This is a genomic window from Sorangium sp. So ce448 (assembly GCF_051520915.1).
Taxonomy (GTDB): Bacteria; Myxococcota_A; Polyangia; order Polyangiales; family Polyangiaceae; genus Sorangium; species Sorangium cellulosum_B.
Genome location: NZ_CP150343.1, coordinates 10169646 through 10193706 on the forward strand (window position 1 = coordinate 10169646; position 24061 = coordinate 10193706).

6 protein-coding genes are annotated in these 24061 nt (G+C 71.8%); all 6 read right to left on the bottom strand.

Annotation, left to right across the window (positions count from 1 at the left end):
• Nucleotides 1–54 precede the first annotated feature (54 nt).
• Genes WMF45_RS38400 through WMF45_RS38425 form a run of 6 tightly spaced genes read right to left on the bottom strand, consistent with a single transcriptional unit; the run spans nt 55 to nt 24033 of the window.
• Complete coding sequence (locus WMF45_RS38400) at nt 55–951, bottom strand: ABC transporter ATP-binding protein (RefSeq protein ID WP_437710902.1); 897 nt, start codon at nt 949–951, stop codon at nt 55–57.
• Nucleotides 948–1694, bottom strand: coding sequence for a thioesterase II family protein (locus WMF45_RS38405; RefSeq protein ID WP_437710903.1), 747 nt, complete (start codon nt 1692–1694; stop codon nt 948–950). The genes WMF45_RS38400 and WMF45_RS38405 overlap by 4 nt, the downstream gene beginning before the upstream one ends.
• Nucleotides 1691–11704, bottom strand: coding sequence for a non-ribosomal peptide synthetase/type I polyketide synthase (locus WMF45_RS38410; RefSeq protein ID WP_437710904.1), 10014 nt, complete (start codon nt 11702–11704; stop codon nt 1691–1693). The genes WMF45_RS38405 and WMF45_RS38410 overlap by 4 nt, the downstream gene beginning before the upstream one ends.
• On the bottom strand, nt 11701–15117 hold the full coding sequence (locus WMF45_RS38415) for a non-ribosomal peptide synthetase (RefSeq protein ID WP_437710905.1): 3417 nt from the start codon (nt 15115–15117) through the stop codon (nt 11701–11703). The genes WMF45_RS38410 and WMF45_RS38415 overlap by 4 nt, the downstream gene beginning before the upstream one ends.
• An 18-nt stretch (nt 15118–15135) precedes the next feature.
• A complete protein-coding gene (locus tag WMF45_RS38420; RefSeq protein ID WP_437710906.1) occupies nt 15136–18864 on the bottom strand; it encodes an SDR family NAD(P)-dependent oxidoreductase in 3729 nt (1242 codons plus the stop codon).
• Between the two features lie 27 nt (nt 18865–18891).
• Nucleotides 18892–24033, bottom strand: a complete 5142-nt coding sequence (locus WMF45_RS38425) for an amino acid adenylation domain-containing protein (protein ID WP_437710907.1) — start codon at nt 24031–24033, stop codon at nt 18892–18894.
• Between the last annotated feature and the right edge of the window lie 28 nt (nt 24034–24061).

The window sequence follows — 24061 nt, forward strand, 5'->3', positions numbered from 1 at the left end:
GAGGCTCCGGGTCGCCTTGCACCCTTCGCCCCGAATCCCACGTCGCCGGGGTCGTCACGCGGACGCCTCGCGCAGGCTGTGGTGGTAGAGGTCCTCGAGCTCCGGCGTCTTCGGGCGGAACGCGTCGCCGGGCGGCGTCGCGCTCACCACCGTAACCACGACGTCGCCGCTCCTCGGAGACACCTGTAGAGGCCGTAGGTCTCGGGTGACCTCGGCCTGCCGCGCGCGTGCCAGACGCGCCTGCCAGAGCTTGCCCTCGAGCTCCGCGCACGCGGCTGCGGGCGGCCCGCGACGGACAATGCGGCCGCCCGAGAGGATCGCCATATCCGCGCAGAGGCTGGCGACATCGTCCACGAGGTGCGTGGAGAGGATGACGATCGCCTCGGCGCCGATCTCCGAGAGGAGCTGGTGAAGCCGGTTGCGCTCGGCCGGATCGAGCCCCGCGGTCGGCTCATCGACGATCACGAGCCGCGGAGAGCCGAGGAGCGCCTGCGCGATGCCGACGCGCTGCCGCATCCCGCCCGAGAACTCCGCGACCGGGCGGTCGGCCGTACCCGCGAGGTTGACGCGCTCGAGGAGCGCATCAACCGCGCGGGAGCGTTCGCGGCCGTCCACAAGGCCCTTCATCAACGCGATGTGATCGAGCAGCCCCCGCGCCGTCACGCCGGGGTGCACGCCGAAGTCCTGGGGCAGGTAGCCGAGCCGGCGCCGGAGCGCCGCCGGGTCCGCGAGCACGTCGGTCTCGCCGAGGTGGATCGAGCCTGCATCCGGTCGCTGGAGCGTGGCGAGCGTCCGCATCAAGCTGCTCTTGCCGGCGCCGTTCGGCCCGAGCAGGCCGAAGAGTCCAGGGCCGACGTCGAGCTCGATGCCGGACAAGGCGCGGACGCCGCCGGGGTAGGTCTTGTCCAGCCCGCGAATGCGCAGCTGCACGGAAGGTGTGGAGTCGTTCATCTCGTCGCAGTGGCCTGGAAGATCCTGGGGAACACGGCAGCCATCACGAGCGCGTCGTGCTGCTTGACGAAGAAGTGGTCTCCGGGCAGCTCGACGCGCTCGTAACCCCGGGTCGAACAGAGGCTCCACTGCGCGGTCGTTTCCCAGGAAACCACGGTGTCGGCCCTCGCGGCGCACACGGTGATGGGCACCGGCAGGGCGACGGGCTCGGGGCGGTGCCAGGTCTCCGCGAGGGCGAGATCGGCGCGCAGCAGTCGACTGACCATGTCGCGGAGCTCAGCGTGCCGGAGGACATCGTCGGGGATCCCGCCTCGCCGCTGCAGCGCCTCGATGAAATCCGGCTCCGGCAGGCGGTGGAGCTGGTGCGGATCGGGCAGGTGCGGGGGACGCGCTCCGGAGACGAAGAGCCGCGCGGGCGTGGCGCCGGCCTCATGGAGGCGCTTCGCCAGCTCGAACGCGATGAGCCCCCCGAGGCTGTGTCCGAATATCACCGTCGGCGGCCCATCGCCGAGCTCACGCTCAATCGCCTCGACGACCGCCGTCATCGAGAGCAACGGCGGCTCGCGCGCGCGCTCCTCCCGACCGGGCAGCTGGACGCGAACGACCTCGACCCCCTCGGGCGCCCGCTCCGGCCAGAGTCGGAAGAGCGACGCACCCGCGCCCGCATGGGGCAAGCACAGAAGCCGCGCGCGGGGCTTCGCGCTCGGTGCGCTCCTGATGAGCCAGCGCCCTCGATCGCTCATTGCGCAACCTCCTCCGACGTGAGCCGGGTATCGGCGTTCGCCGTCCCCTTCGACGTGGGTCGGGTATCGGCGTTCGCCGTCCCCTCCAGCACGCGCACGACGATCGCAGCAACGTGCGACGCAATGGGATCGAGCGAGAAGTCATAGTGCCCGCACTCGAGGGTCTCGATCTCGAAGCGTCCGGCAAGGATCGGCGTCCACCCGCGATCCGGCGGGAGATCGAGCGATGGGCCGCTGGACGCCTGCGCCGAAATGAGGAGCGCGTCCCCGGCGTAAGCTCGCGGCTCGTACCGTCCGAGGGCGCGGAGCTTGGCCGACAGGTGCAGGGAGATGCGCCTCCATGTCGTGGCATCGTCGCCGGGGCGGAGAATGCCGCGATGCGCGGGCGTTGCCTCATTCCGCGACGCATCCCACGCCTGGATGAGCGCGCCCGCGGGAACCTGGTCGAGCGGCAGGTCGAGCCACCGCTCGACGCCGTCACGAACCACCGAAGGCGCCGCGCTGTCGAGGAGGATGAGCGAAACGAGCGGCGCGCCGGCGTCCCGGAGGCGGCGCGCGACCTCGAGCGCGATCACGCCGCCGAATGACCAGCCCACGAGCACACAGGGGACTCGGTTTCTGCCGAGCGGATGCAACACCGCAGCGCAGTCGTCGGCAAGCGCATCGACGCTAAGATCTTCTCCCTCGCTTGCAGCATGTTCCACGGCGATCACGGTCGCCCGGCCGTCGAGCGCTCGGGCGAGCGCATCGTGCCTCCACAGGCCGTCTCCCGGCGCCTCGATGCAGAAAATCTGCCCCGTATCCACCGCCCGGTTCAACCGGACTGCCTGGATGCCGCGCCGTGATCCATCGGAGTCCTCCGGCGCACACGCGAGCTCCGTCGCGGTCGAGTGCGGAAACAGAACGTCATGTGGCACCGCGCGTCCGAGCTCCTCGCCCGTCGCCGAGGTCTCCAATGAAGCGGCCTGGATCCGGGCGACGAGGCGCTCGAGCACCGGCTCGGTGAACAGCGCGCGGATCGGCACCTTGAGGCCGTGCCGCCGCTCGAGCTCCAGGACGAAGCGGGTGGCGGCGAGCGAATCGCCGCCGAGCTCGAAGAAGCTCGATCGCAGAGAGACGCGAGGCGCTCCGAGGATCTCCTGCCACAGCGCGGCGACATGGCGCTCGAGATCGGTGCGAGGAGCGATGTACTCGCCGACTTGCTCGGCTGCGTCGATCCTCGGCAATGCGCTGCGGTCGACCTTGCCATTGGCCGAGAGCGGCAGCGCGTCGATCGCTCGGACGTGCCGCGGCACCATGTGCTCCGGCAGCCGTTCGCGCAGGTGCTGCAGGAGCTCGGCCTCGCTCGCCTGGGCGCCGTCGCGCAGCACGACATACCCGCCGAGCTGCTTGCGGCTGTCCCTGGGGTCGCCGTGCGCGACGACCGCTGCCGCCTTGACGGAAGGGTGAGCAGCGAAGGCCGCCTCGATCTCGCCGAGCTCGACGCGATGGCCGCCGACCTTGACCTGTTGATCATCGCGACCGAGCAGCTCGATGAGCCCGTCTCTCCACCGGCCGAGATCACCTGTTTTGTACAGCCGTTCTCCGATGGGCGCTGGAGGGCCCAGCTCGGCTTGTCCGAGCGAGGCCCCGCTCATTGAAGCGCCGGCCCAGGAGATGAAGCGCTCGGCCGTCTTCGTGGCGTCCCCCCAGTAGCCACGGGCGAGGCCGAGACCGCCGATATACAGCTCTCCGGTCACGTGGTCCGGGCACTCCTCCATTCGATCGTTGAGCACGTACCAGCGCTGATTGCGCAGCGGCCGGCCGTAGGGCACGCTCGTCCAGCCCGGCAGCGCGTCCTCGATCGGGTGAACGATCGACCAGATCGACGCCTCCGTCGCGCCTCCGAGGCTGATGCACCGGCTTCCGGGAGAGAGCCTGCGCAGCCGGCCTGGCAGATCCAGCGGAATCCAGTCGCCGCTGAGCAGCGCGAGCCGAAGATCGAGCATCGCCGCGCGCCCCTCGGCGTAGTCGACGAGCATCTGCAGGAGCGCAGGCACGCTGTTCCAGAGCGTCACCCGTTCGCGCTGCAACAGCGAGAGCCAGCGCTCCGGGTCCTTCTCGGCCCCCCGCTCCGGCATCACCAGGCAGGCGCCCGCGGCGAGCGTTCCGAAGATGTCGTAGACCGACAGATCGAAGCTCAGCGACGAGATGCCGAAGACGCGATCCTCCGGTCCCACGCCGAAACGATCGTTGATGTCCTCCACGGTGTTGGCCGCGCTCCGGTGCTCGATCATCACGCCCTTGGGGACCCCCGTGGAGCCGGACGTGTAGATGATGTAGGCGAGATCGTGAGGACCCTGGCGCGGCTCACCCCATGACGGCGCGCAATGCCCCGCATCATCGACCGTCTCGATCTCGATGTCTTGAGAGAGGGTGATGCGCCCCTTCACCGCGGTTTGCGTCAACACGAGCTTCGCGCCCGTGGTCTCGAGCAAGGCGTGGATGCGCTTCTCGGGCAGGGTCGCATCGATGGGCACGTAAGCGCCGCCCGCCTCGAGCACGGCCAGCACGGCCACCACCTGCTCCCAGCCGCGCTCCATCACGACCGCCACGAGCTCGCCGGGGGCCACGCCGCGCGCGAGGATCCTGTCGGAGAGCCACGCGGCGCGCCCGGCGAGCTCGCCGTACGAGAGGCGTCGATCGTCGCAGACGAGCGCCTCGCGCTCGGGATGAGCCTGCGCGTTGCGGCGGAAGGCGCTGTGCAGCAGCTCACCGCTCTCCGGCGCTCCGGTGGCGTTCTGGCGCCGGCGAAGCGCGGCCTGGTCGGCGGGCAGGCCGACCGGGCTCGCCTCCTGCCACGCCGGAGAGCCCTCCTCGCCGAGCCGCTCCAGGAGCCCCGTGTACGCCGCGAACATCGCCTCCAGCGCGCCCGGCGCGAACGCCTCCTCGACCGCGTCCCAGTAGACACCGAGGTGCCCCTCGCTCTCGTGGACGTGGTGATCGAGCAGGACCTGCGGCGTCTGGCTGATGCTGAACACCATCTCGCCGAGCCTCGCCGTCTGCGCGGCGTCGTCCGCCTGCTGCGTGTCGGCCTGCCGATCGAGGCCGAAGAGGCTCGTGAAGACAACCGGTGTGATGAGCTCCGGCCGGTCCTCATGCATCCTCCGGAGCTCGCGAAGCACACGCACGCCGCCCACATGGCGATGCTCGAGATCGTCGAGGAGCTGCCGCTGGACGGCCATCGCGCGCTCGACGAACGTCGCCCCCTGCCGGCGATCGACGACCAGCGGCGTCAACGTCGTGAACTCGCCGACGACCTCCTGCACGTGCGGGTGGATCGGCAGCCGGTTGAACGTCGGCAGGCTCAGCGTGAACCGCTGGCGACGCGTGAAGGCGCCGAGCACCTCCGCGTAGACGGCGAGCAGCACCCCCGAGGGCGTGAGCCCGAAGCGCGCCGCCCGCGACTTCAGCCGCGACCACGCCTCGCGCGGGAGCCGGTGCCCCCGGCGCTCGAAGCGCGGCTTCTGGATGCGCGCCGGATCCTTGGCGAGGGGCAGCGCCGGTCCGAGCGGCATGTCCTGGAGGCGCGCCTCCCAGTAGCGCCATGAGCGTGCGTACGTCGCGGAGCGCTCGAAGGCGCGCTGGGCCGTGACATAATCGCGGAAGCGGACGCCGAGCGGGGGCAGCTCCCGGCCTTGCACCTCGTAGAGCTCGGCCCACTCGCGCAGCACGATGGCCATGCTGCGGCCGTCGAGGGCGATCATGTCGATACCGATGTGGACGCGGGTGGTGCCTTCGTCGATGCGCGTGGCGCGAATATCGAAGAGCGGCCAGCGATCACACGGGGCAGCCCGGTGCGAGAGCGAGCCGCGGACCTCAGCAAGCCTGTCCGCCCGCTCGGAGTTGGACGCCCCCGAGAGGTCGAGCAGCTCGATCCGGTAGGCGGGCACGGCCTCGAGCACCTGCTGCCGGCCGTCGGGCAAGAGGACGACACGCAGCATGTCGTGACGATCGATGAGGCGCTGCAAGGCGCGCTCGAGGCGCGCCAGTTCGAGGGTTTTGCAGTCGAGTTCAGAGTAGCCGTAGCAGGAGACATCGCCGAGGATCATCTCGGCGCCGCGGCCGATCCAGTACGCCTGTTGCACCTCGTTCAGGGGGAACGGGTCGTGCCGCCCCGCCTCGTCGTCCCGGAAGAAGGCGCGCGGGTCGTCGTCTTGTGCGGGCTCAGCCCCCTTGAGCGCAGCGGTGATGTGCTCGGTCAAGGCGCCGGCCGTCGGCACCCCATTCGCGGCGCGCAGGACCTTGTTCGGTGCGATCCGGACACTGAGCTCCTTCGAGAGCGAGGCAGTGAGGTTCAGGAACATCAACGAATCGAGGCCGAGCTCCATCAGGTTGGCGGTAGGCTCGATTCGCCCCTCGTCGATGCGGAGCATCCGGGCGAGACGTCGGCGGACGTGAACCGCTGTCTCGGCAGCGCGCGCGCCTTCGGGCAAGGCCTTGAGCCTGCGGCCCGCGGCATCGTCCTCGACCGGCTCCGCCGGGGCCGCGGGCCGTTCGACCTCGTCGTAGATGGCGGGCACCGCGCTCCGCGGATAGCCGCGCAGCAGCTCGGGCCAGCGGGCGTCGAGGATCCCAAGGTGCGCCCTCCGCGTCGCGAACGCGCGATCGAGGCACGCCAGCGCGTACTCGGGGGTGAGGCCCAGCAGGCCCCCACGCTCGACCTGCGCGGCGTGCACCGGATCCGCGACGGCGCCGACATGCAGCCAGAGCCCCCAGCTGATGCTGAGCGCGGGGAGGCCTCGGGCACGACGGAATGCCGCGAGCGCATCCACAAACGCGTTCGCCGCGCCATAATGCGGCAAGCCGTACGCCGGAACGAGGCTGACGGAAGAGGAGAACAGGAGAAAGAAGTCGAGAGAGAGGTCGCGCGTGACCTCGTGGAGCACCCACGCCCCCTCGACCTTGGGTGCGAGGACGGTCGCGAACTCGTCCCACAGAGGACGCCCTGACGACATGCCCGCGCCGAGGTCGAGCGCGCTGTGGACGACGCCGCCGAGCGCCGCACCGGAACGCTGGATCCCATCGACGAGCGCGCGCATCGCCGTGAGATCGGTCACGTCGCCGCGAGCGAGCTCTACCTTCACGCCGCGCCCGTGCAGGTCCTCTGCGAGGGAGAGCGCCCGCTCGCCGGGCTCCGACCGGCCGAGGAGCACGAGGCGCCGTGCGCCCTTGTCGGCCAGCCGCTCGGCGACCTTCATCCCGATCCCGCCGCGGCCGCCCACGACGAGGTAGGTGCGATCGGGCGACACCGGGATCTCGGCGTCGGCCGCGCCGAAGTCACGCCGCGACATCCGCAGGATACGCGGCGCGAGCACCCTCTCACCGCGCAGCGCGATGACCTCCTCGTTCGGCCCTATCCGCGTGAGGACATCGAGCACGGGCGCCAGATCCTGCGGTGCCATGGCCGGGTCGACATCCACGAGCCGGAGGTGCAGCTCCGGGTGCCCCACGGCAATGCTGCGCACGAAGCCGAGGAGCGGCGCCTCGGCGACGGCAGGAGCCTCGTCGCCGATCGCTTGCGCGCCGCGGGTGAAGACCAGGAACCGTTCGAGGTCTTCCCACGAGGTCCCGTCGAGCGCTCCAACGAGGTGCAGCATCCCCTTCAGGTGCCGGCGCTGCGCAGCGCTGATGGCGGCGACGGTCTCAGCGCGCTCCGCGTCCAAACCCCAGAAGCAGGCGATGGATCGCCGGGCGAGGGCTCGGTCCTGGTCGATCGCTCGCACAGCGCGAGCCAGGCCCTCAGGCTCGTCGAGATCGACCACGTGGCAGGTGACGCCCGCGAACGCTGCCTCGCCTCCGGGCGTGTCCGGCGTGAGCACCACCGAGGCGCGCGCGCCGGCCCTCGCGAGCGCCTCGACGAACGTGCGCGCGAAGCCGCCGCGGTCCGCGCAGACGATCCAGGCGGTCCCGCGCAGCGCGTCGGTCGAGCGCGGCGCGGCCGCTAGCTCCGCCGCGGGGCGCCAGTCGATGCCGTAGAACAGGTCTGCCCGGACGGCCTCATCCGGCGCGCGGTCGCGGCGCGCTGCCGTTGCGCCCACGAAGGCCCGCCGCTTCCCCCCAGCCTGCGCGACCAGCACCCGCTCGCCGATGAGCGCCCCTGCCGAACCCGCGTCCGGGAGCGCCTTGCGCTGGACGAAGCCGCACTCCGCCAGCAGGCGCTCCCACCCGTCTTCCTCCAGGAACATGCGCCCGCGGCGCAGCTCGCCATCGGTCACGTCGCCGAGGAGCAAGCCCGTCGTCAGATCAGCGGTAAGGCTGTTGCGCGTGACCTCATAGAGGACGAGCACACCGGACGGTGCCAGAAGGCTCCTGGCATTCTGCAGGGCGCGCCGGAGGTCCGGCGCGGCGTGCACGGAGTTCGCGGCGACGATGAGGTCGAAGCTGTGCGGAGCGAACGACTGCTCGAGCAAGCTCCTGCCGATGTCGAGGAGGCGGAGTTCGAGCTTCGGATAGAAGGAGAAGCGCTCTCGCGCGCGCTCCAGGAATACGCGCGATACATCGGTGAACACGTAGGTCGTGTCGCCGTCGAGCAGCGGGAGGATCTGCTCCGTGGTGGCGCCGGTGCCGCCGCCGATCTCCAGGATCCGCGCCGGCCGGAGCTCGCTCTCGACGAGGGCGCGCACGACCTCGCGCACGATCCCGTTGAAGTAGCGCGACGTCGGGAGCTCCGCGTAGACGCGGTAGGCGGCGTCCACGCTGCCATCGCTGAAGATCGCGGCGCGCGGGTCGCGCGCCCCCGTCAGGACCGCGGGCAACGCCCGGCCCATGGCGAGCACGATCTCCCCGAGCGCGGACGTCCTCGCATGGAACGCCGCCGCGGCGCGCTCGGCGCGCGCGCACGCCTCCGGCGAGATCGACGCGAGCTCGCCGTAGCGCCCGCCGTCACCTCGCCGTAGCTCGCCACGCGCCGCGAGGGTCTCGGCGACGGAGCGCACGACGCGAACGAAGCGGGGAGCGACCCCGGCCGCTGCGCAGGCTTCCTCCGGGGTCGACCACCCGAGGTCCCCCTCCGGGCTCCGGGTCGCCTGACGGAGCCCTCCGCCCCGAGCCTCGCCCCGGAAGAGCCCCAGGTGCCCGAACGCGAGGCGGAAGTAGGACGAGCACAGATCCTCAAGGGACCGTTCCTCCTCGACGTGGATCGCGAGATCGAGCGCGACGAGCCCTGCTTCCGCCTGCTCGCTCCCGGCGCGCATGAGATCGGGGAAGACGTCGTTGCCGCCTCCCTGCACGGCTCTCTCGGGCGCCTCCGCCGCGGGGCCGCGGAGCTCGACCCGCTCGAACGGCGTCGCGGGGAGGCGCACGCGACGGCCCTGGCCGTCGTGAACGGCCGCCCAGTCGATGTCCACGCCAGCGACGTAGAGCTGCGCGAGCGCCTCCGAGATCGCGTCGCGATCGTCCTGGCCACCGGAGAGCGAGGCGATGAAGACCGCATCGCCGCCGGAGAGCACCTCGGCGCCGAGCTTCGTCAGCACGGCCTGGGGTCCGATCTCCAGGAACACGCGGTGGCCCTCGCGCGCGGCGAGCCCGAGGCAACGCGCGAACTCCACCGGGCAGAGGAGCTGCTCCGGCCAGTAGGCGGGGTCGAGCCGCTCTCCGGGCCGGAGCACCCGGCCGCCCACGTTCAGGAACAGGGCCGTGCTCGCAGGGTGGTGCGGGACCTCGGCCGCGCGCCGCAGCGGGTCGCGGACAGGCTCCATCAGCGGCGAGTGGAAGGCGTGCGCGACGTGGAGCGGGCGGGTGGTGACGCCCCGGCGCTCGAAGGCCTCTACGTGCTTCCGCACGGCGTCCCGCGCGCCCGAGATGACGACGCGCTCCTCGCCGTTGAGCGCCGCGATGGCGACCGGCCCCGGTCCGCCCGCGAGCTGGTCCTCGACGAGGCCGCGGGACGCGAACACGGCCACCATCTCCCCTGGACCGGGCGCGCCGTGCATGAGCTCGCCGCGCACGGCGGTGAGCCGGAGCGCGTCCTCCAGGCTCAGCGCGCCGGCCACGGCGGCGGCCGCGAGCTCGCCGACGCTGTGGCCGAGCACGGCGGCCGGCGCGACGCCCCAGGCCTTCCAGAGCTCGGAGAGCGCAAACGCGACCGAGAACAGGCACGGCTGCGCGTAGCGCGTCTCCTTGATCCTCTCGCCCCCGTCGAGCGAGGTGACCATCCGGACGAGGTCGAACCGGTCGCGCAGGACGGCTGCGCAGCGGTCGAACGCGGCCCGGAACGGCTGGTGCGCCTCGTAGAGCCCCCTCGCCATCCCCGCGTATTGCGCTCCCTGACCGGTGAAGAGGAAGACCGGCTTGATGCCCGAGAGAGCGTGCGCGCCGCTGCTCTGAAAGACGGGCGCGGCTGCCGTCTGGCGTTCGCGGCGAGCGTTCAGGTTGCCGCCAGGCGCTCCGGGTCGCCGTTCGGCGCCCTCCGCTCCGAACCCCAGAGCACGCCGCAGCTCGTCGCGGGAGTCCACGACGATGGCCAGGCGGCGCGTGAAGTGGTGCCTGCCGACGTTGGTGGTGTACGCGACGTCGGCGACGTCGTGGGTCGGCCCGCCGTCGTCGCGGAGGAGATCGCCGTATGCGCCCGCGAGCGCGAGGAGGCGCTCGTCGCTCATCGCCGACAGCGTCACCACCGGGCGAATGCGGGACGACGGCTCGCTGCGCCCGCGCCGGGGCGGCTCCTCCAGGACAGCGTGAGCGTTCGTTCCGCCGAAACCGAACGAGCTGACGCCGACGCGGCGAGGCGCGGCGCCGGCCGGCCAGGAGCGCCGTTCCTTGGCGAGATAGAAGGGGGACCGCTCGATCTCCATCTTCGCGTTCGGCCGATCGACGTGGAGGTTCGGGGGGATCTGCCCGTGGTGGGCCACGAGGGCGGCCTTGATCAGGCTCGCGATGCCGGCCGCCGCGTCGAGGTGCCCGATGTTGCTCTTCACCGAGCCGAGGGCGCAGAACGACCGCGCGTCGGTCTCGGCACGGAAGACGCGCGTGAGCGCCTGCACCTCGATCGGATCGCCGAGCGGCGTGCCGGTGCCGTGTCCCTCTAGGTAGCCGACGCTCGCGGCGGAGACATCGGCGACCGCGAGCGCCTCGGCGATGACCCGCGCCTGCCCCTCGGCGCTCGGCGCGGTGTATCCGATCTTGTCCGCGCCGTCGTTGTTCACGGCCGAGCCGCGCAGCACCGCCCAGATGGGATCGCCGTCAGCGATCGCCTCCGCGAGGCGCTTGAGCAGGACCACGCCCACGCCGTTGCCCCCGACCACGCCCGCCGCTCGCTCGTCGTAGGCGCGGCACCGCCCGTCGGGCGAGAGGATCAACCCCTCCTGGTAGAGGTAGCCGACCTCCTGAGGGAGCGTGATCGTGGCGCCGCCCGCGAGCGCCATCGCGCACTCGCCGCTCAGGATCGACTGGGCGGCGAGGTGCACCGCCACGAGCGAGGTCGAGCACGCCGTCTGCACCGTGAGGCTCGGCCCCTTGAGGTCGAGCTTGTACGAGACGCGCGTGGCCAGGTAGTCCTTGTCGTTCGCCGTGAGCAGGCGGAGGGATCTCGCCGTCGCTCCTTCCCTCGGGTCGATGAGCGCGGGCGGGAGGTGCGTGCTCGCGCTGCATCCGGCGAAGACGCCGGTCGGGACCGAGACGCCGCGCGGCGCGTAGCCGGCGTCCTCGAGCGCCTCCCACGCGCACTGCAGGAAGAGGCGCTGCTGCGGGTCGATGAGCTCCGCCTCGCCCTCCGCGTAGCCGAAGAGCGCGGCATCGAAGGCGTACACGTCGTCGAGCACGCCGCCTGCGGGCACATACTCGGGGTGCTTCGCGAGCTCCTCCGGGACGCCGGCGGCGCGGAGCTCGTCGATCGAGAACCGCGCGATCGACTCCCTGCCGTGCAGGAGGTTGTCCCAGAACTGGTCGACGGTCTTCGCGCCGGGGAACCGGCACGCCATGCCGATGATCGCTACCGCGTTCGTCTCGTCCAAGGGCCTGTCCTCGCTCATCGCTGCTCCTCGCTCTCGCTCTCGCTCTCGCTCTCGTTCTCGGTCGAGCGACTCCGTGCGCGCTGCTGCCGGCGCCGCGCCCCTTGCAGGCGCGCGAGGCTCACGGGGTCCTGGGTCGCTCGCGCGGCGCCCTCGCCAGCTGCAGGACCGACGTCGCGGCAGGCCGTATCCAGGCGCGCCGCGAGGGCGGCCACGCTCCCGTGCTCGAACAGGTCGAGCACGGCGATCTCTCGGCCGAGCCGCGCCTCGAGGACCTTGTGGACCTCAACGAGAGCGAGGGAGGTCGCGCCAAGCTCGAGGAAGCGGGCCTTGACGCTCACCTGAGGGACGCGCAGCACCTCGGCGACGACCCCGGCGAGCGTGCGCTCGAGGTCGGTGCGCGGCGCGATGTACTCGCCCAAGCGGTCGCTCACGTCGACCCTGGGAAGCGCGCGGCGGTCGACCTTGCCGTTGGCCGAGAGCGGCAGGGCGTCGAGCTGCCGGATGTGCCGCGGGATCATGTGCTGCGGCAGCCGCTCGCGCAGGTGCTGCAGCAGCTCCGCCTCGCTGGCCTGCGTCCCCGGACGCAGCGCCGCGTAGCCGACGAGCTGCTTCTGGCTGTCCTGCGCCTCTCCCTGCGCCGCCACGACCGCTTCCCTCACGCTCGGGTGCTCCACGAGCGCCGCCTCGATCTCGCCGAGCTCGATCCGGTGGCCGCCCACCTTCACCTGCTGGTCCTCGCGGCCGAGGATCTCCAGCACGCCGCCCTCGCGGTAGCGACCCAGGTCCCCCGTCCTGTACAGCCGCTCGCCCGTCCACGACCACGTCACGAAGCGCTCGGCGGTCCTGGTCGGATCGTCCCAGTAGCCGCGGGCGAGGCCGAGACCGCCGATGTAGAGCTCCCCGGTCACGTGGTCCGGGCACTCCTCCATCCGCTCGTCGAGCACGTACCAGCGCTGATTCCGAAGCGGCCGGCCGTACGGCACGCTCGTCCAGCCCGGCAGCGCGCCCTCGATCGGGTGAACGATCGACCAGATCGACACCTCCGTCGCGCCCCCGAGGCTCACGGCGCGGGCGCCGGGCGCAACCTTGCGCAGCCGCTCGGGGAGATCCAGCGGGATCCAGTCGCCGCTCAGGAGCGCGACCCGCAGGCCCGCTAGCGAAGCGCCGCGCCCCTGGGCGAAGTCGACGAGCATCTGCAGGAGCGCCGGCACGCTGTTCCAGAGCGTCACCCGTTCGCGCTGCGCGAGCGCGAGCCAGCGCTCGGGATCCTTGTCGTGGCCCCGGCCGGGCATCACCAGGCAGCCGCCCGCCGCGAGCGTGCCGAAGACGTCGTAGACCGACAGGTCGAAGCTCAGCGACGAGACGCCGAAGACGCGATCGGAGGGGCCAACATCGAAGCGCTCGTTGATGTCCTCGATCGTGTTGACGGCGCTCCGGTGCTCGATGACGACGCCCTTCGGCGTGCCGGTCGAGCCGGAGGTGTAGATGACGTAGGCGACGTCCTCGGGCCTCTGCCTCGGCGCGTCCTGCGAGGGCGCGCACCGACCCGCGTCGTCGACCGTCTCGACGGCAGCGCGGCCGCGCAGCGCGAGGCGCTCCTTGACCCACGACTGCGCGAGCACGACGCGCGCCCGCGTGGCCTCGAGCAAGGCGTGGATGCGCCTCTCGGGCAGCGTCGCGTCGATGGGCACGTAGGCGCCGCCCGCCTCGAGCACGGCGAGCACGGCCACCACCTGCTCCCAGCCGCGCTCCATCACGACCGCCACGAGCTCGCCGGGGGCTATGCCGCGTGCGCGCAGGCGCGCCGAGAGCCACGCCGCACGCTCGGCGAGCTCGCCATACGACAAGTGCCGATCCTCGCAGACGAGCGCCTCGCGCTCGGGATGCGCCTGCGCGTTCCGGCGGAAGGCGCTGTGCAGCAGATCGCCGCTCTCCGGCGCGCCGGTGGCATTCTGGCGCCTGCGCAGCGCGTTCTGCTCGGCGGGCAGACCGACCGGGCTCCCTTCCTGCCACGCCGAGGAGCCGTCCTCGACGAGCCGCTCGAGCAGCCCCACGTACGCCGCGAACATCGCGTCCAGCACCCCCGGAGCGAACGCGTCCTCCACCGTGTCCCAGGCGAGGACCAGCGCGCCGTGGTCCTCGTGGAGCTGGTGATCGAGAAGCACCTGCGGCGTCTGCGTGACCGAGTACGTGAGCTCGCCGAGGTGGCCGGCGGGGGCGGCGGCGCAGCCGGCAGGGCCGATCGCGAGCATGCTTGTGAACACCACCGGCATGAGCGCGGCCCCCGTTCGGCGGTGTACGTGCGCGTAGTGGCGGAGCGCGTGCATGCCGCTCACCCGGCGGTGCTCGAGATCGCGGAGGAAGCTCTCCTGGAGGGCGCGCACGCGCTCGGCGAAGGTCGCGCCGCCATCGCGGACCTCGACCAGGAGCGTGCTGGTGAAGTCGCCGGCGATGCGGTCGATCTCGGAATGGACCGGGTGCCGATCGAAGATCGTCAGGTTGACGGTGAAGTCGCGCCGCCTGCCGAAGCGGCGCAACACCTCGGCGAACGCCGCCAGCACGAGCACGGACGACGTAGCGCCGTGCTCCCGGCTCCGGTCCTTGAGCCGCGACCACACCGCGGGCTCCAGGCGGTGCTGCCGGCGGACGAAGCGCGGGCGCTCGATGTCGGAAGCCCGCACGCGGAGCGGCAGCTCGGGCGCCGGCGGCAGGGTCTCGGCGCGGCGCTTCCAGTAACGCTCGGACTCGCGCCACTCTTCGGTATCCTGCTGCGCGCGCAGGTACAGCACATAGTCGCGGAAAGAGACCGCGAGCGGCGGGGGATCGAACGCGGGATCCTCGTAAAAGCGGCGGATCTCGCTCTGCAGGAGCGCCGCGCTGTGGCCGTCGAGGAGCAGCGCGTCCGAGCTGATGTGGATGCGCGCGCGACCGTCGTCGAGCTGCGATACGCGGACCGCGAACATGGGCCAGCGGTGCGGGTCCGGTACCCGATGGGACATCGCGTCGCGGACCTCCCGGAGCGCCTGCTCGCGCTCCTCGGGCGTCCGGCGGCGGAGGTCGGTCAAGTCGACGCGGAAGCGCGGGACCTCGCGGAGGACGGTCTGCGTCCCGCCGGGGTTCACCACGGCGCGCAGCATGTCGTGCCGCGCGACGGCCCGGTTCCACGCCTCCTCGTAGCGCTCCACGTCGAGGCCCTGGACGTCGAGCTCCTGGTAGCCGTGGCACGCGACGTTGCCGAGCTCGAAGTGTCCGCTCCGCCCGAGGAAGTACGCACCCTGCACGTCCGTCAGGGGGAAGGGCTCGTTCCGTCGCTCCCGATCGATGCGGAGCTTCGGGCCGGCGCTGTCGTCGAGCGCGATGCCCTGCTGGCCGAGGAGCATCGCGACGAGCTTCTGTTGTTCATCGGACAGGTCGAAGCCTGATAGCGACATGATGGTTGCCTCCTGCGCTCAGCGGTTCTGGGCAGCGTCGAGCGCGCGCCGGACCTCGTCCGGGCTCATGCGCTTGACCTTCTGGACGGCGGTCGCGATGGCCATCGCCCGCCCCTCCACGGGGTCGATCTCGAGGATGGCCTCGGCGAGCCTGGCGATCGTCGATGCGGCGAAGAACCTCGCGATGGGCAGCTTCACGCGGAAGCTCTCCGCGATGCGCGCAACGAGCGGCATCGCCGCGAGCGACTCTCCGCCGAGATCGCGGAACGCGTCGTGAATCCCGATGGGCTCGACGCCGAGCGCGTCCTGCCAGATGTCGGCGAGGCAGCGCTCGAGGTCGTTCCTCGGCGGCGCGTAGCTCACGCCCAGCGCAGGCCGCCCCGCAGTCCGGCGCGGCGGGGCGGGGTCCACGGGCCCCTGCGACGCCTCCCCTCCCCTCGCCGCGGTCGATGTGAAGCGGCGCTGGATCTGCTCCCACCGCGCCGCGAGATCGACGGTGGAGACGACGATCTGGCCGGCGGTGCGGAGCGACAGGATGGCTTCCAGCGCCTCGCCGCCTTCCTCCGGCCGGATGGCGGTCGAGGTCGGCGACGCGGCGGAGCGCTGCCAGGCGTCCCAGTCGACCGCGATCCAGGGGGTGTCGCCCTTCCGGATGCGCTCGATCGCGAACGCATCCTGGAAGTGGTTGGCGGCCGCATAGGCCGCGAAGCCGATGCCTCCCAGGATCGTCGAGAGCGACGAGCAGAGGAGCACGAAGTCGAGCTCTCGGGAGAGCACCCTCTCGAGCACGCGCGTCCCCTGCACCTTGGCCTGGAAGTGCGCGCGGGCATGCTCGGGCCCGGTCGCACGTGCGTCCCGGAAGATCTCCGGCCCCACCGTTCCGGCCGCGTGAATGACCCCGTGGAGCGCGCCGAAGCGGCGGTACGCCTCCGCGACCACCCCCGCCATCCGCGCCTCGTCGGCGACGTCGGCCGGCAGGACGAGGACCTCGGCGCCGAGGCGCTCGAGGCGCTGGACCGCGGCGATCTGCCTGCTCACCCGATCGCCCGGGTCGTGGGAGCTCATCCACGCGTCCCACGCGTCCCGCGGGATCAGGCCCGCGCGGCTGGTCACGATCAGCCGCGCCCGCGCCGCGCGCGCGAGGTGCTCCGAGAGCGCCATGCCGACCGCTCCGAGCCCGCCGACGACGAGGTAGACGCCGCGATCGCGCAGCCGCGGGCGTGCAACGGAGGGGAACACGCGGATCGGCTCATACGCGGCGACCCAGCGGTGGAGGTTCCGGTAGGCGACGAAGGGGACGGCGGACGCCGATCCCCGATCCGCGCGCTCGCCCTCGTCTCCACCCGCTCCGAGCTCGCGGAGGAGGTGCTCCACGAGGCCTGTCCCACAGCCGGTGACGTCGACGACCCGGCACCTCAGCGACGGGATCTCCTGCGGGAGGACACTGCACGCGCTCAGCAGCGTCGCCTTGTCCGCCACGATGCGCTCGTCGCCCAGCACCGAGAAGAGCTGGTCCGTCAGCACGACGACGTGAACCGCGTCGCCCGCGCCCCGGGCCGCGATCGCCTGCGAGAGGCGCAGGAGGCCGAAGAAGCCGAGGCGCTGCTGCTCCTCGAACGTCAGCGGCCCCGCGCTGTCTTCGGTCAGGCTCCAGAGGTGGAGCACGCTGGGTGGAGCCGCTCCGCTCGCGGAGACCTCCTCCAGCAGCCGATCGTGGTCGGCGCGCGACGACGGATCGATCTGGAACCGGCCCGCGCCGACCTTGGCGAACGCGGCGCCCGGGCTCACGACGATGACGTCGTTCGACCTCTGCTCGAGCGCCTCGATGAGCGCCGCAGCGAGCCGGGACCGATCCGCGAAGACGAGCCAGCGCCGCGGCTTCGTCGGGCGCTCGCCGATCGGCGGCGAGCGCCTCCACGAGGGCGCGTAGAGCCACTCCGCCACGGGGCGCCGCTCCGCCGTGGCCTCCCGCGCCGGCTCGGGCTCGGAGGCCGGCGCGTCGATCCAGTGACGCTCTCGCTCGAACGGGTAGGTCGGCAGCGGGACGCGGCCGACCTCCTCCCGTCCCGCCCACTCGCTGCGAAAATCGACCGGCGCGCCCGCGAGCCACGCGCGCCCGAGGCGCTCCTTCGCGGCCGCGCGCGCATCCGCGCTGCCCGCCACGGGCGCTTCGCCGGCGGGCGCGTCACCCTCGACGAAGCGCCGGGTGTCCGTCAGCGCGCGCGCCGCGTCCGCGACGTCGTGCGCCACGACGAACCGCCGGTGCTCGAACGTCTTGCGGCCGACCTGCAAGGTGTAAGCGACGTCGGCGAGCCGCAGCCCCTGCGTCCTTGCGAGGTGCTCCGCGAGCCGCTGGCACGCCGACTCGAGCGCCGCCCGCGAGCGCGCCGAGACCACGAGGAGCTCCGGCGCGGGCGCCGCGGACCGCGCGCGCTCCGCGGAGGGAGGCTCTTCGAGCACCACGTGCGCGTTGGTGCCGCCGATCCCGAGCGAGCTGACCGCGGCGCGCCGCGCACCGTGCTCCGGCGCGGGGAAGCTCTCCCCGCGCGAGAGTACGGAGAAGCCCAGCTCCTCAAGGCGCGCCGCCGGGTTCGGTCGCTTGTAGTGGAGCGTCGCCGGCAAGAAGCGGTGCTTCAGGCAGAGCGCCGCCTTGATCAGGCCGACCACCCCCGCGGCGGCGTCGAGGTGCCCGATGTTCGACTTCACGGAGCCGAGGACGCAGCGCGCCCCCGCCGCTCGCCCGTAGTACCGGCCCAGCGCCTCCACCTCGATCGGATCGCCGAGCCGCGTGCCCGTCCCGTGCGCCTCGACGTAGGCCACCGTGCTCGGGTCGACGGCCGCGAGGGCGAGCGCCTCGCCGATGACCTTCTGCTGACCCGCGACGCTCGGCGCCGTGTACCCGATCTTGCCCGCTCCGTCGTTGTTGATCGCGAAGCCCCGGATCGTCGCGTGGATCGTGTCGCGATCCGCGATCGCCTCCGAGAGCCGCTTCAGCACGATGACCGCGACGCCGTTGCCCTCGACGACGCCCGAGCCCTCCGCGTCGAAGGGCCGGCACCTCCCGTCCCCCGAGAGGAGCCCCTCGTCGGGGTCCGTCCAGTACCCCACCTCCTGCTTCGCGCGGACGCCGACCCCGCCGACCACGGCGAGATCGCACTGCTGGTTCAGCAGCGCCTGCGCGGCCAGGGCGACGCCGACGAGCGAGCTCGAGCAGGCGGTCTGCACCGACACGCTCGGGCCGGTGAGGTTGAGTTTGTACGAGACGCGCGTAGCCAGGTAGTCCTTGTCGTTGCCGATCACGACCTCGAGCTGCCTGGCGATGTCCTCGTAAAACGGCGCGCGGCAGACGTTGTACAGGTACGTATTGAAGTTCGCGCCCGCGTACACGCCGATCGTGCCGCGCGCCTCGTCGACGTAGCCGGCGTGCTCGAGCGCCTCCCACGCGCACTCCAGGAAGAGCCGGTGCTGCGGATCGGTCACCGCGGCCTCGCGGGGCGTCATCGCGAAGAACCCGGCATCGAAGCCGGCGATATCGCCGAGGATGTACCCCGCGTCGACGTAGCGCCGCCCGCCTTCTCGACGCTCCGGCCCGTCGTGGAAGCGCGTGAGGACGTCGCGCGCAGCGACGAGGTCGTCCCAGAACGCGCCCACGTTGTCCGCGCCGGGAAACCTGCCGGCCATGCCGATGATGGCGACCCCGAGGTCGCACTCGCCGGAGCCATCCTGACGATCAGCGCTGCTGTCCACCGCGTCCCTCCTTGAGCCAGCCATTCCTCACGTCCCCCGGCGCCGGAGGCGCACGGCCGCCGCACGGCGGCGCTCAGCCCGCTCCTCCGGAAGCACCTGCGCGGGTAGAGCCCCGTTCCCTGGAGGCCCCGCTTCCATCACCCCGATGCCTTCGCCGCCGCACGGCGACTCCGCCTTGCGGAGGACGTCCGCGATGGCCCGCACCGTCGGGTGCTCGAAGACGGCGATGACCGGGAGCTCGACCCCGAACCGCTCCTTGATCCGGGCCAGCACATGGATCGCGGAGACGGAATCGCCGCCGATGTCGAAGAAGTTCCGGGTGACGTCGATCGACGCCTCCGGCCGCCGGAGCACCTCGCCCCAGATGCTGCGGATGGCCGCCTCGATCTCGCCCTCGGGCTGCGCCGCCGGCAGCGCGGCGTCCGACGCATCGCACAGACGCGCGAGCGCAGCCCTATCGACCTTGCCGTTCGGCGTGAGCGGGAGCTCGCTCACCACGCGCAGGGACGACGGCACCATGTACTCCGGCAGGTGACGCGCGAGGTGAGCTCGCAGATCGCCCGTTCCTGCGGCCTCATCCGCGAGCGCGACCCCGGCGACGAGCCGCCGCCCGCGCGCTGCCTCGGGGGCCGCGACCGCGCAGGCGCGGACGCCGGGGCAGCGCTGGAGCACGGCCTCGATCTCGCCGAGCTCGACACGGTAGCCGTTGATCTTGACCTGCTGATCCTGCCGCCCGAGGAACTCGATCTCGCCGCTCGGGAGCGTGCGGCCGAGGTCTCCTGTGCGGTAGAGGCGCTCGCCGGTCACGGGGTGGACGATGAACGATGCCGCAGTGCGCTCCGGGTCGTTCAGATAGCCCTGCGCCACGCCGACTCCCCCGATGAACAGCTCGCCGATAGCCCACGTAGGGCGCCTCCGGAGCTGCGCGTCCAGCACCTCGACGCTCTGGCGCGCGAGCGCCCGGCCGTAAGGGATGCTGCGCCACGACGGGTCGACCTCCCCGATGACGTGGTGAATCGACCAGATCGACGCCTCGGTGGCGCCACCGAGGCTGACGATCTGGACGCGCGGATTCAGGCGGCGGATGCGCGCCGGCAGATCGACCGGGATCCAGTCGCCGCTCATCAGGATGAGCCGCAGGGAGCCGAGCGCGCGCGCCGCCGACGCGTCGCCGGCCGTCTCCACGAGCAGGCCCGCGAGCGACGGGACGGAGTTCCAGATGGTGACCCCGTGCTCCGAGAGGCAGTGGCGAAAGTGGCCCGGATCCTTGAGCTTCTCCTCGTCCGGAAGCACGACGGCACCGCCGCGGCCGAGCGGGCCGAAGATGTCGTAGACCGACAGATCGAAGCCGAGCGACGAGATGCCGAAGACACGATCATTCGGCCCCACGCCGAAGCGATCGTTGATGTCCTCCACGGTGTTGACCGCGCTCCGGTGCTCGATCACGACGCCCTTGGGCACCCCCGTCGAGCCGGAGGTGTAGATGACGTATGCAGGGGAGCTCGAGCTACGGCGCGGCGGGAGGTCGCCGGCTTGCCGCGACAGCTCGCGCCCGTCGATCGCGATGCAGCGCGTCCCAGCGGGCCAGGAGAGCTCGCGCGAGAGACGAGGGAGCGTCAGCACGGTACGAATGCCCGCCTGACGCATGAGCGCGAGGCGCCGCTCTGCCGGAAGCGAGGCATCGAGGGGGACGTAGGCGCGGCCCGCTATCGAGGCGCCGAGCGCCGCGACGACTTGCTCCCATCCTTTCGGTAGGACGACGCCGACGAACTCGCCATCGCCGCGCTCTCCGAGGATCGCTGCCGCGACCCCCCGCGCCAGCCCGAGCAGCTCGCCGTAGCGCAGCACGCGCTCGCCCGTAACCACCGCGACGCGCTCCGGCGCCCTCGCCGCCCAGGCCACGAAGCCATCGTGGAGCAGGGCATCGGGCCCGCGAGGCCCGACGACCTCCGGCAGGGCCGCGGGCGGAGCACCTGGCACCCAGGCCCGCTGTCTCCAGGCGTCGTCGCTCCGCGCGAGCTGCCCGACCGCGCCGCGGAACGCCTCGAACATCGCGTCCAGGACGCCGGGCGGAAACAGCTCTTCGACAGCGTCCCAGCAGGCGATGAGCGAGCCGCCGCGGTCCACGACCTGGAGGTCGATCCACACCTGCGGCGTCTGGGTGATCGCGTCGACCTCCCGGCCGAACCGCTCGATCGCCCCCGCGTCTCGCCCGAGCGCCTCGAACCCGAGCTCGCTCGTGAACACGACGGGCGCGGCGACCTTCCGGCGGCCCTGGGCCATCCGATCGCGCAGCACCTCGACGCCGCTGTAGAGCCGGTGGTCGAGGTCCGCCCAGAGCCGCTGTTGAAGGGCCCGGGCGCGCTCCAGGAAGCTCTCGCCCGCGCGGTGGTCGACCTCGAGCAGCGTGATCGACGTGAAGTCGCCGACGAGCTGGTCGCTGTCGTCGCACAGGGGAAGGCGGTTGAACAGCGTCAGGTTGAGGCAGAAATGCGGCGACTTGCTCCAGGTCGACAGCACCTCCGCGTACACGCTCAGGAGGACCGCGGCCTCGGTGAGCCCCGCGGCGTGCGCCTTCTGGCGAAAGGACCGAAAGGCGTCCGGATCGAGCTCGAAGCGCCGGCGCCGGAACCTCGGCCGCTGCAACGTCCAGGGGTCCTTGGCGAGCGGCAGCTCGGGGCCCGGAGGCAGCGAGGGGGCGCGCTCTCTCCAGTACGCGGCGGATGCGGCGTAGGCCTCCGTGCGCTTGAGCGCCTCGAGCGCCATGACATAGTCCCGGAAGGACGTGGCGCTCGGCAGGAGGAGTCGGCCTGGATCCTCGTAGAGGCGGCGCCACTCCTCGACGACGCGAAACAGACTCTGCGCGTCCAGGATGAGGGCGTCGAAGCTCAGGTGAAGGCGCTGCGCTCCCCCGGGGAGCCGCGTGGCCCGGATGTCGAACAGCGGCCACCGTTCGGCGGGGAGCACCTGATGGGAGAGCTCGTCGCGGAGCCGCTCCACGTGGGCGCCTGCCTCCGCGGCGCTCGCGCCGCCAAGATCGTAGGTCGCGATCTCGTAGGCTGGTACGTTCTCCAGCACCTGCTGACGACCGTCCGAGCGGATGACCGCGCGGAGCATCGGATGGTGCTCCACGACCCTGCGCCATGCCTCCTCGAGCCGCGCCACATCGAACGTTCCCTCCAGCTCGACATAGATGTGCGTGGCGACGCCGCCGAGCTCGAAGATCTCGTGGCGTCCCAGCCAGTAAGCGTGCTGCACGCCGGTGAGCTGGAAGGGCTCGTGCGCCTCGGCCGGTCGCGCGAGGGCGCGCGGGAGGGAGCGCACGCCGAGCGCGTTCGTCTGGAGATAACGCTCCTCGAGCCGCCGGCAAAACGACGCGAGCGTGGGCGCCTCGATGAGATCGGAGAGGCTCGCGCGGACCGCAAAGGCGCGGTCGACCTCCGCGAGGACCGAGAGCGCCGCGATGGAGTGCCCCCCGAGGGCGAAGAAGCTGTCTTCCTCACCAACCGACTCGACGCCGAGCGCCCTCGCCCACAGGAGTGCCATGCTGCCGGCGAACGAGGCGCCGTCCGCGGCCACCCCCGTCCTGCCGACGTCCGGGGAAGGCAGCCGGCCTCGATCGACCTTGCCGTTCAGCGTGAGAGGCAGCTCGCGCAGCAGGATCAGCTGGCTCGGCATCATGTACGCCGGCAGCCGCTCCGCCGCGAACGCGAGGATGTCCTCCGCGGCCGGAGCGCCCTCGGAGCTCACCGGAACCGCATAGGCGACGATCCTCTCGCCCGCGGACGAGGCATGGAGCATGGCGAAGGCCGTCTTCAGTCCGGGGTGGGCGGCAAGGTTGACCTCGATGTCGCCGAGCTCGATCCGGTGCCCGCGCAGCTTGACCTGGTGATCGACGCGCCCGAGGAAATCGATGTTCCCGTCGGGCCGGAGGCGCGCGAGATCGCCGGTGCGGTAGAGGCGCCCCTCCTTCGGCGTCCCCGGCGGGCGGCCGTCGCGCGCCGAGCCGGTGTCGAATGGGTCGCGGATGAACCGGGACCGGGTGAGCTCAGGCCGGTTGTGGTAGCCCCGCGCGACCCCTGCGCCACCGATGTAGAGCTCCCCCACGGCTCCAGGGGGCACCGGCTGGAGTGCCTCATCGAGGAGGCGGATATGCACGTTGGCGATCGGCTTTCCGACGTGCGGAGGACGCTGGTCGCCGTCCGGTGCCTCCGCCACCCTGCCCCAGCTCGCGGCGATCGTCGCCTCCGTGGGCCCGTACAGGTTATGGAGCTCGAAGGGCACGCCCCGGGGCGCATAGGCGCGCAGGCGATCGCCCCCCACGAGCATCTTCTTCAGCGACAGCCTCGGCGGTGCGGGCTCTCGAAGCAGCGTCTCGGCGAGCGGCGTCGGCAAGCTGCAGCAGGTGATCGCCTCCTCCGCCAGCCAGCGATAGAGCGCGCCAGGCCTGCCGTAGTCGGCCCGATCAGCGAAATGCACGCTCGCCCCGCTCACGAGCGCGGGCCAGATCTCCCACACGCTCCCATCGAACGACGGCGCGAACACCTGACTCACGCGGTCGTGAGGACCGAGCCCGAAGGTCTCGATATCCCAGAGGACGAAATTGACGATCGCGCGGTGCTCGATCATCACCCCCTTGGGCTCTCCGGTCGATCCCGACGTATAGATGAGATAGGCCAGGTCCTCCGCGGCCGGCGGTCGCCATGGGTCTCGCGCTTTCGGCGCCGCCTCCTCCACCACCCCGCTCCCTTCCCCGTCGGGCCGGTCGATCCGCAAGACGACGTCGGCCTCGATCCCTCCGCGGTCCGCGAGGAGGATCTCCGCGCCTGAGTCCTCGAGCATGAACGACAGCCGCTGCTGCGGACACCGCGGATCCAGAGGGAGGTACGCGCCGCCCGCGAGCAGGACGGCGAGCTGGGCAATCACCATCTCCGGGCTCGGCGTACAGCAGACGGCCACGAAGCTCCCTGGCCGCACACCGCGGGCGCGCAGCGTCCGCGCGAGCCCGGAGGCCCGCGCCATGAGCTCGCGGTACGAGTAGGCCTTGCGGCGATCGGCGAGGGCCAGCTTGTCCGCGTGGCGGCGAGCGCTCTCTTCGACGAGCGCATGGAGCAGCCCGGTGCCTCCCGCGGCACGGGCGGCAAGTGGACGTGACGAGCCTGTGATCATGAGATCACCCGCTTTCCCTTCCTGATAG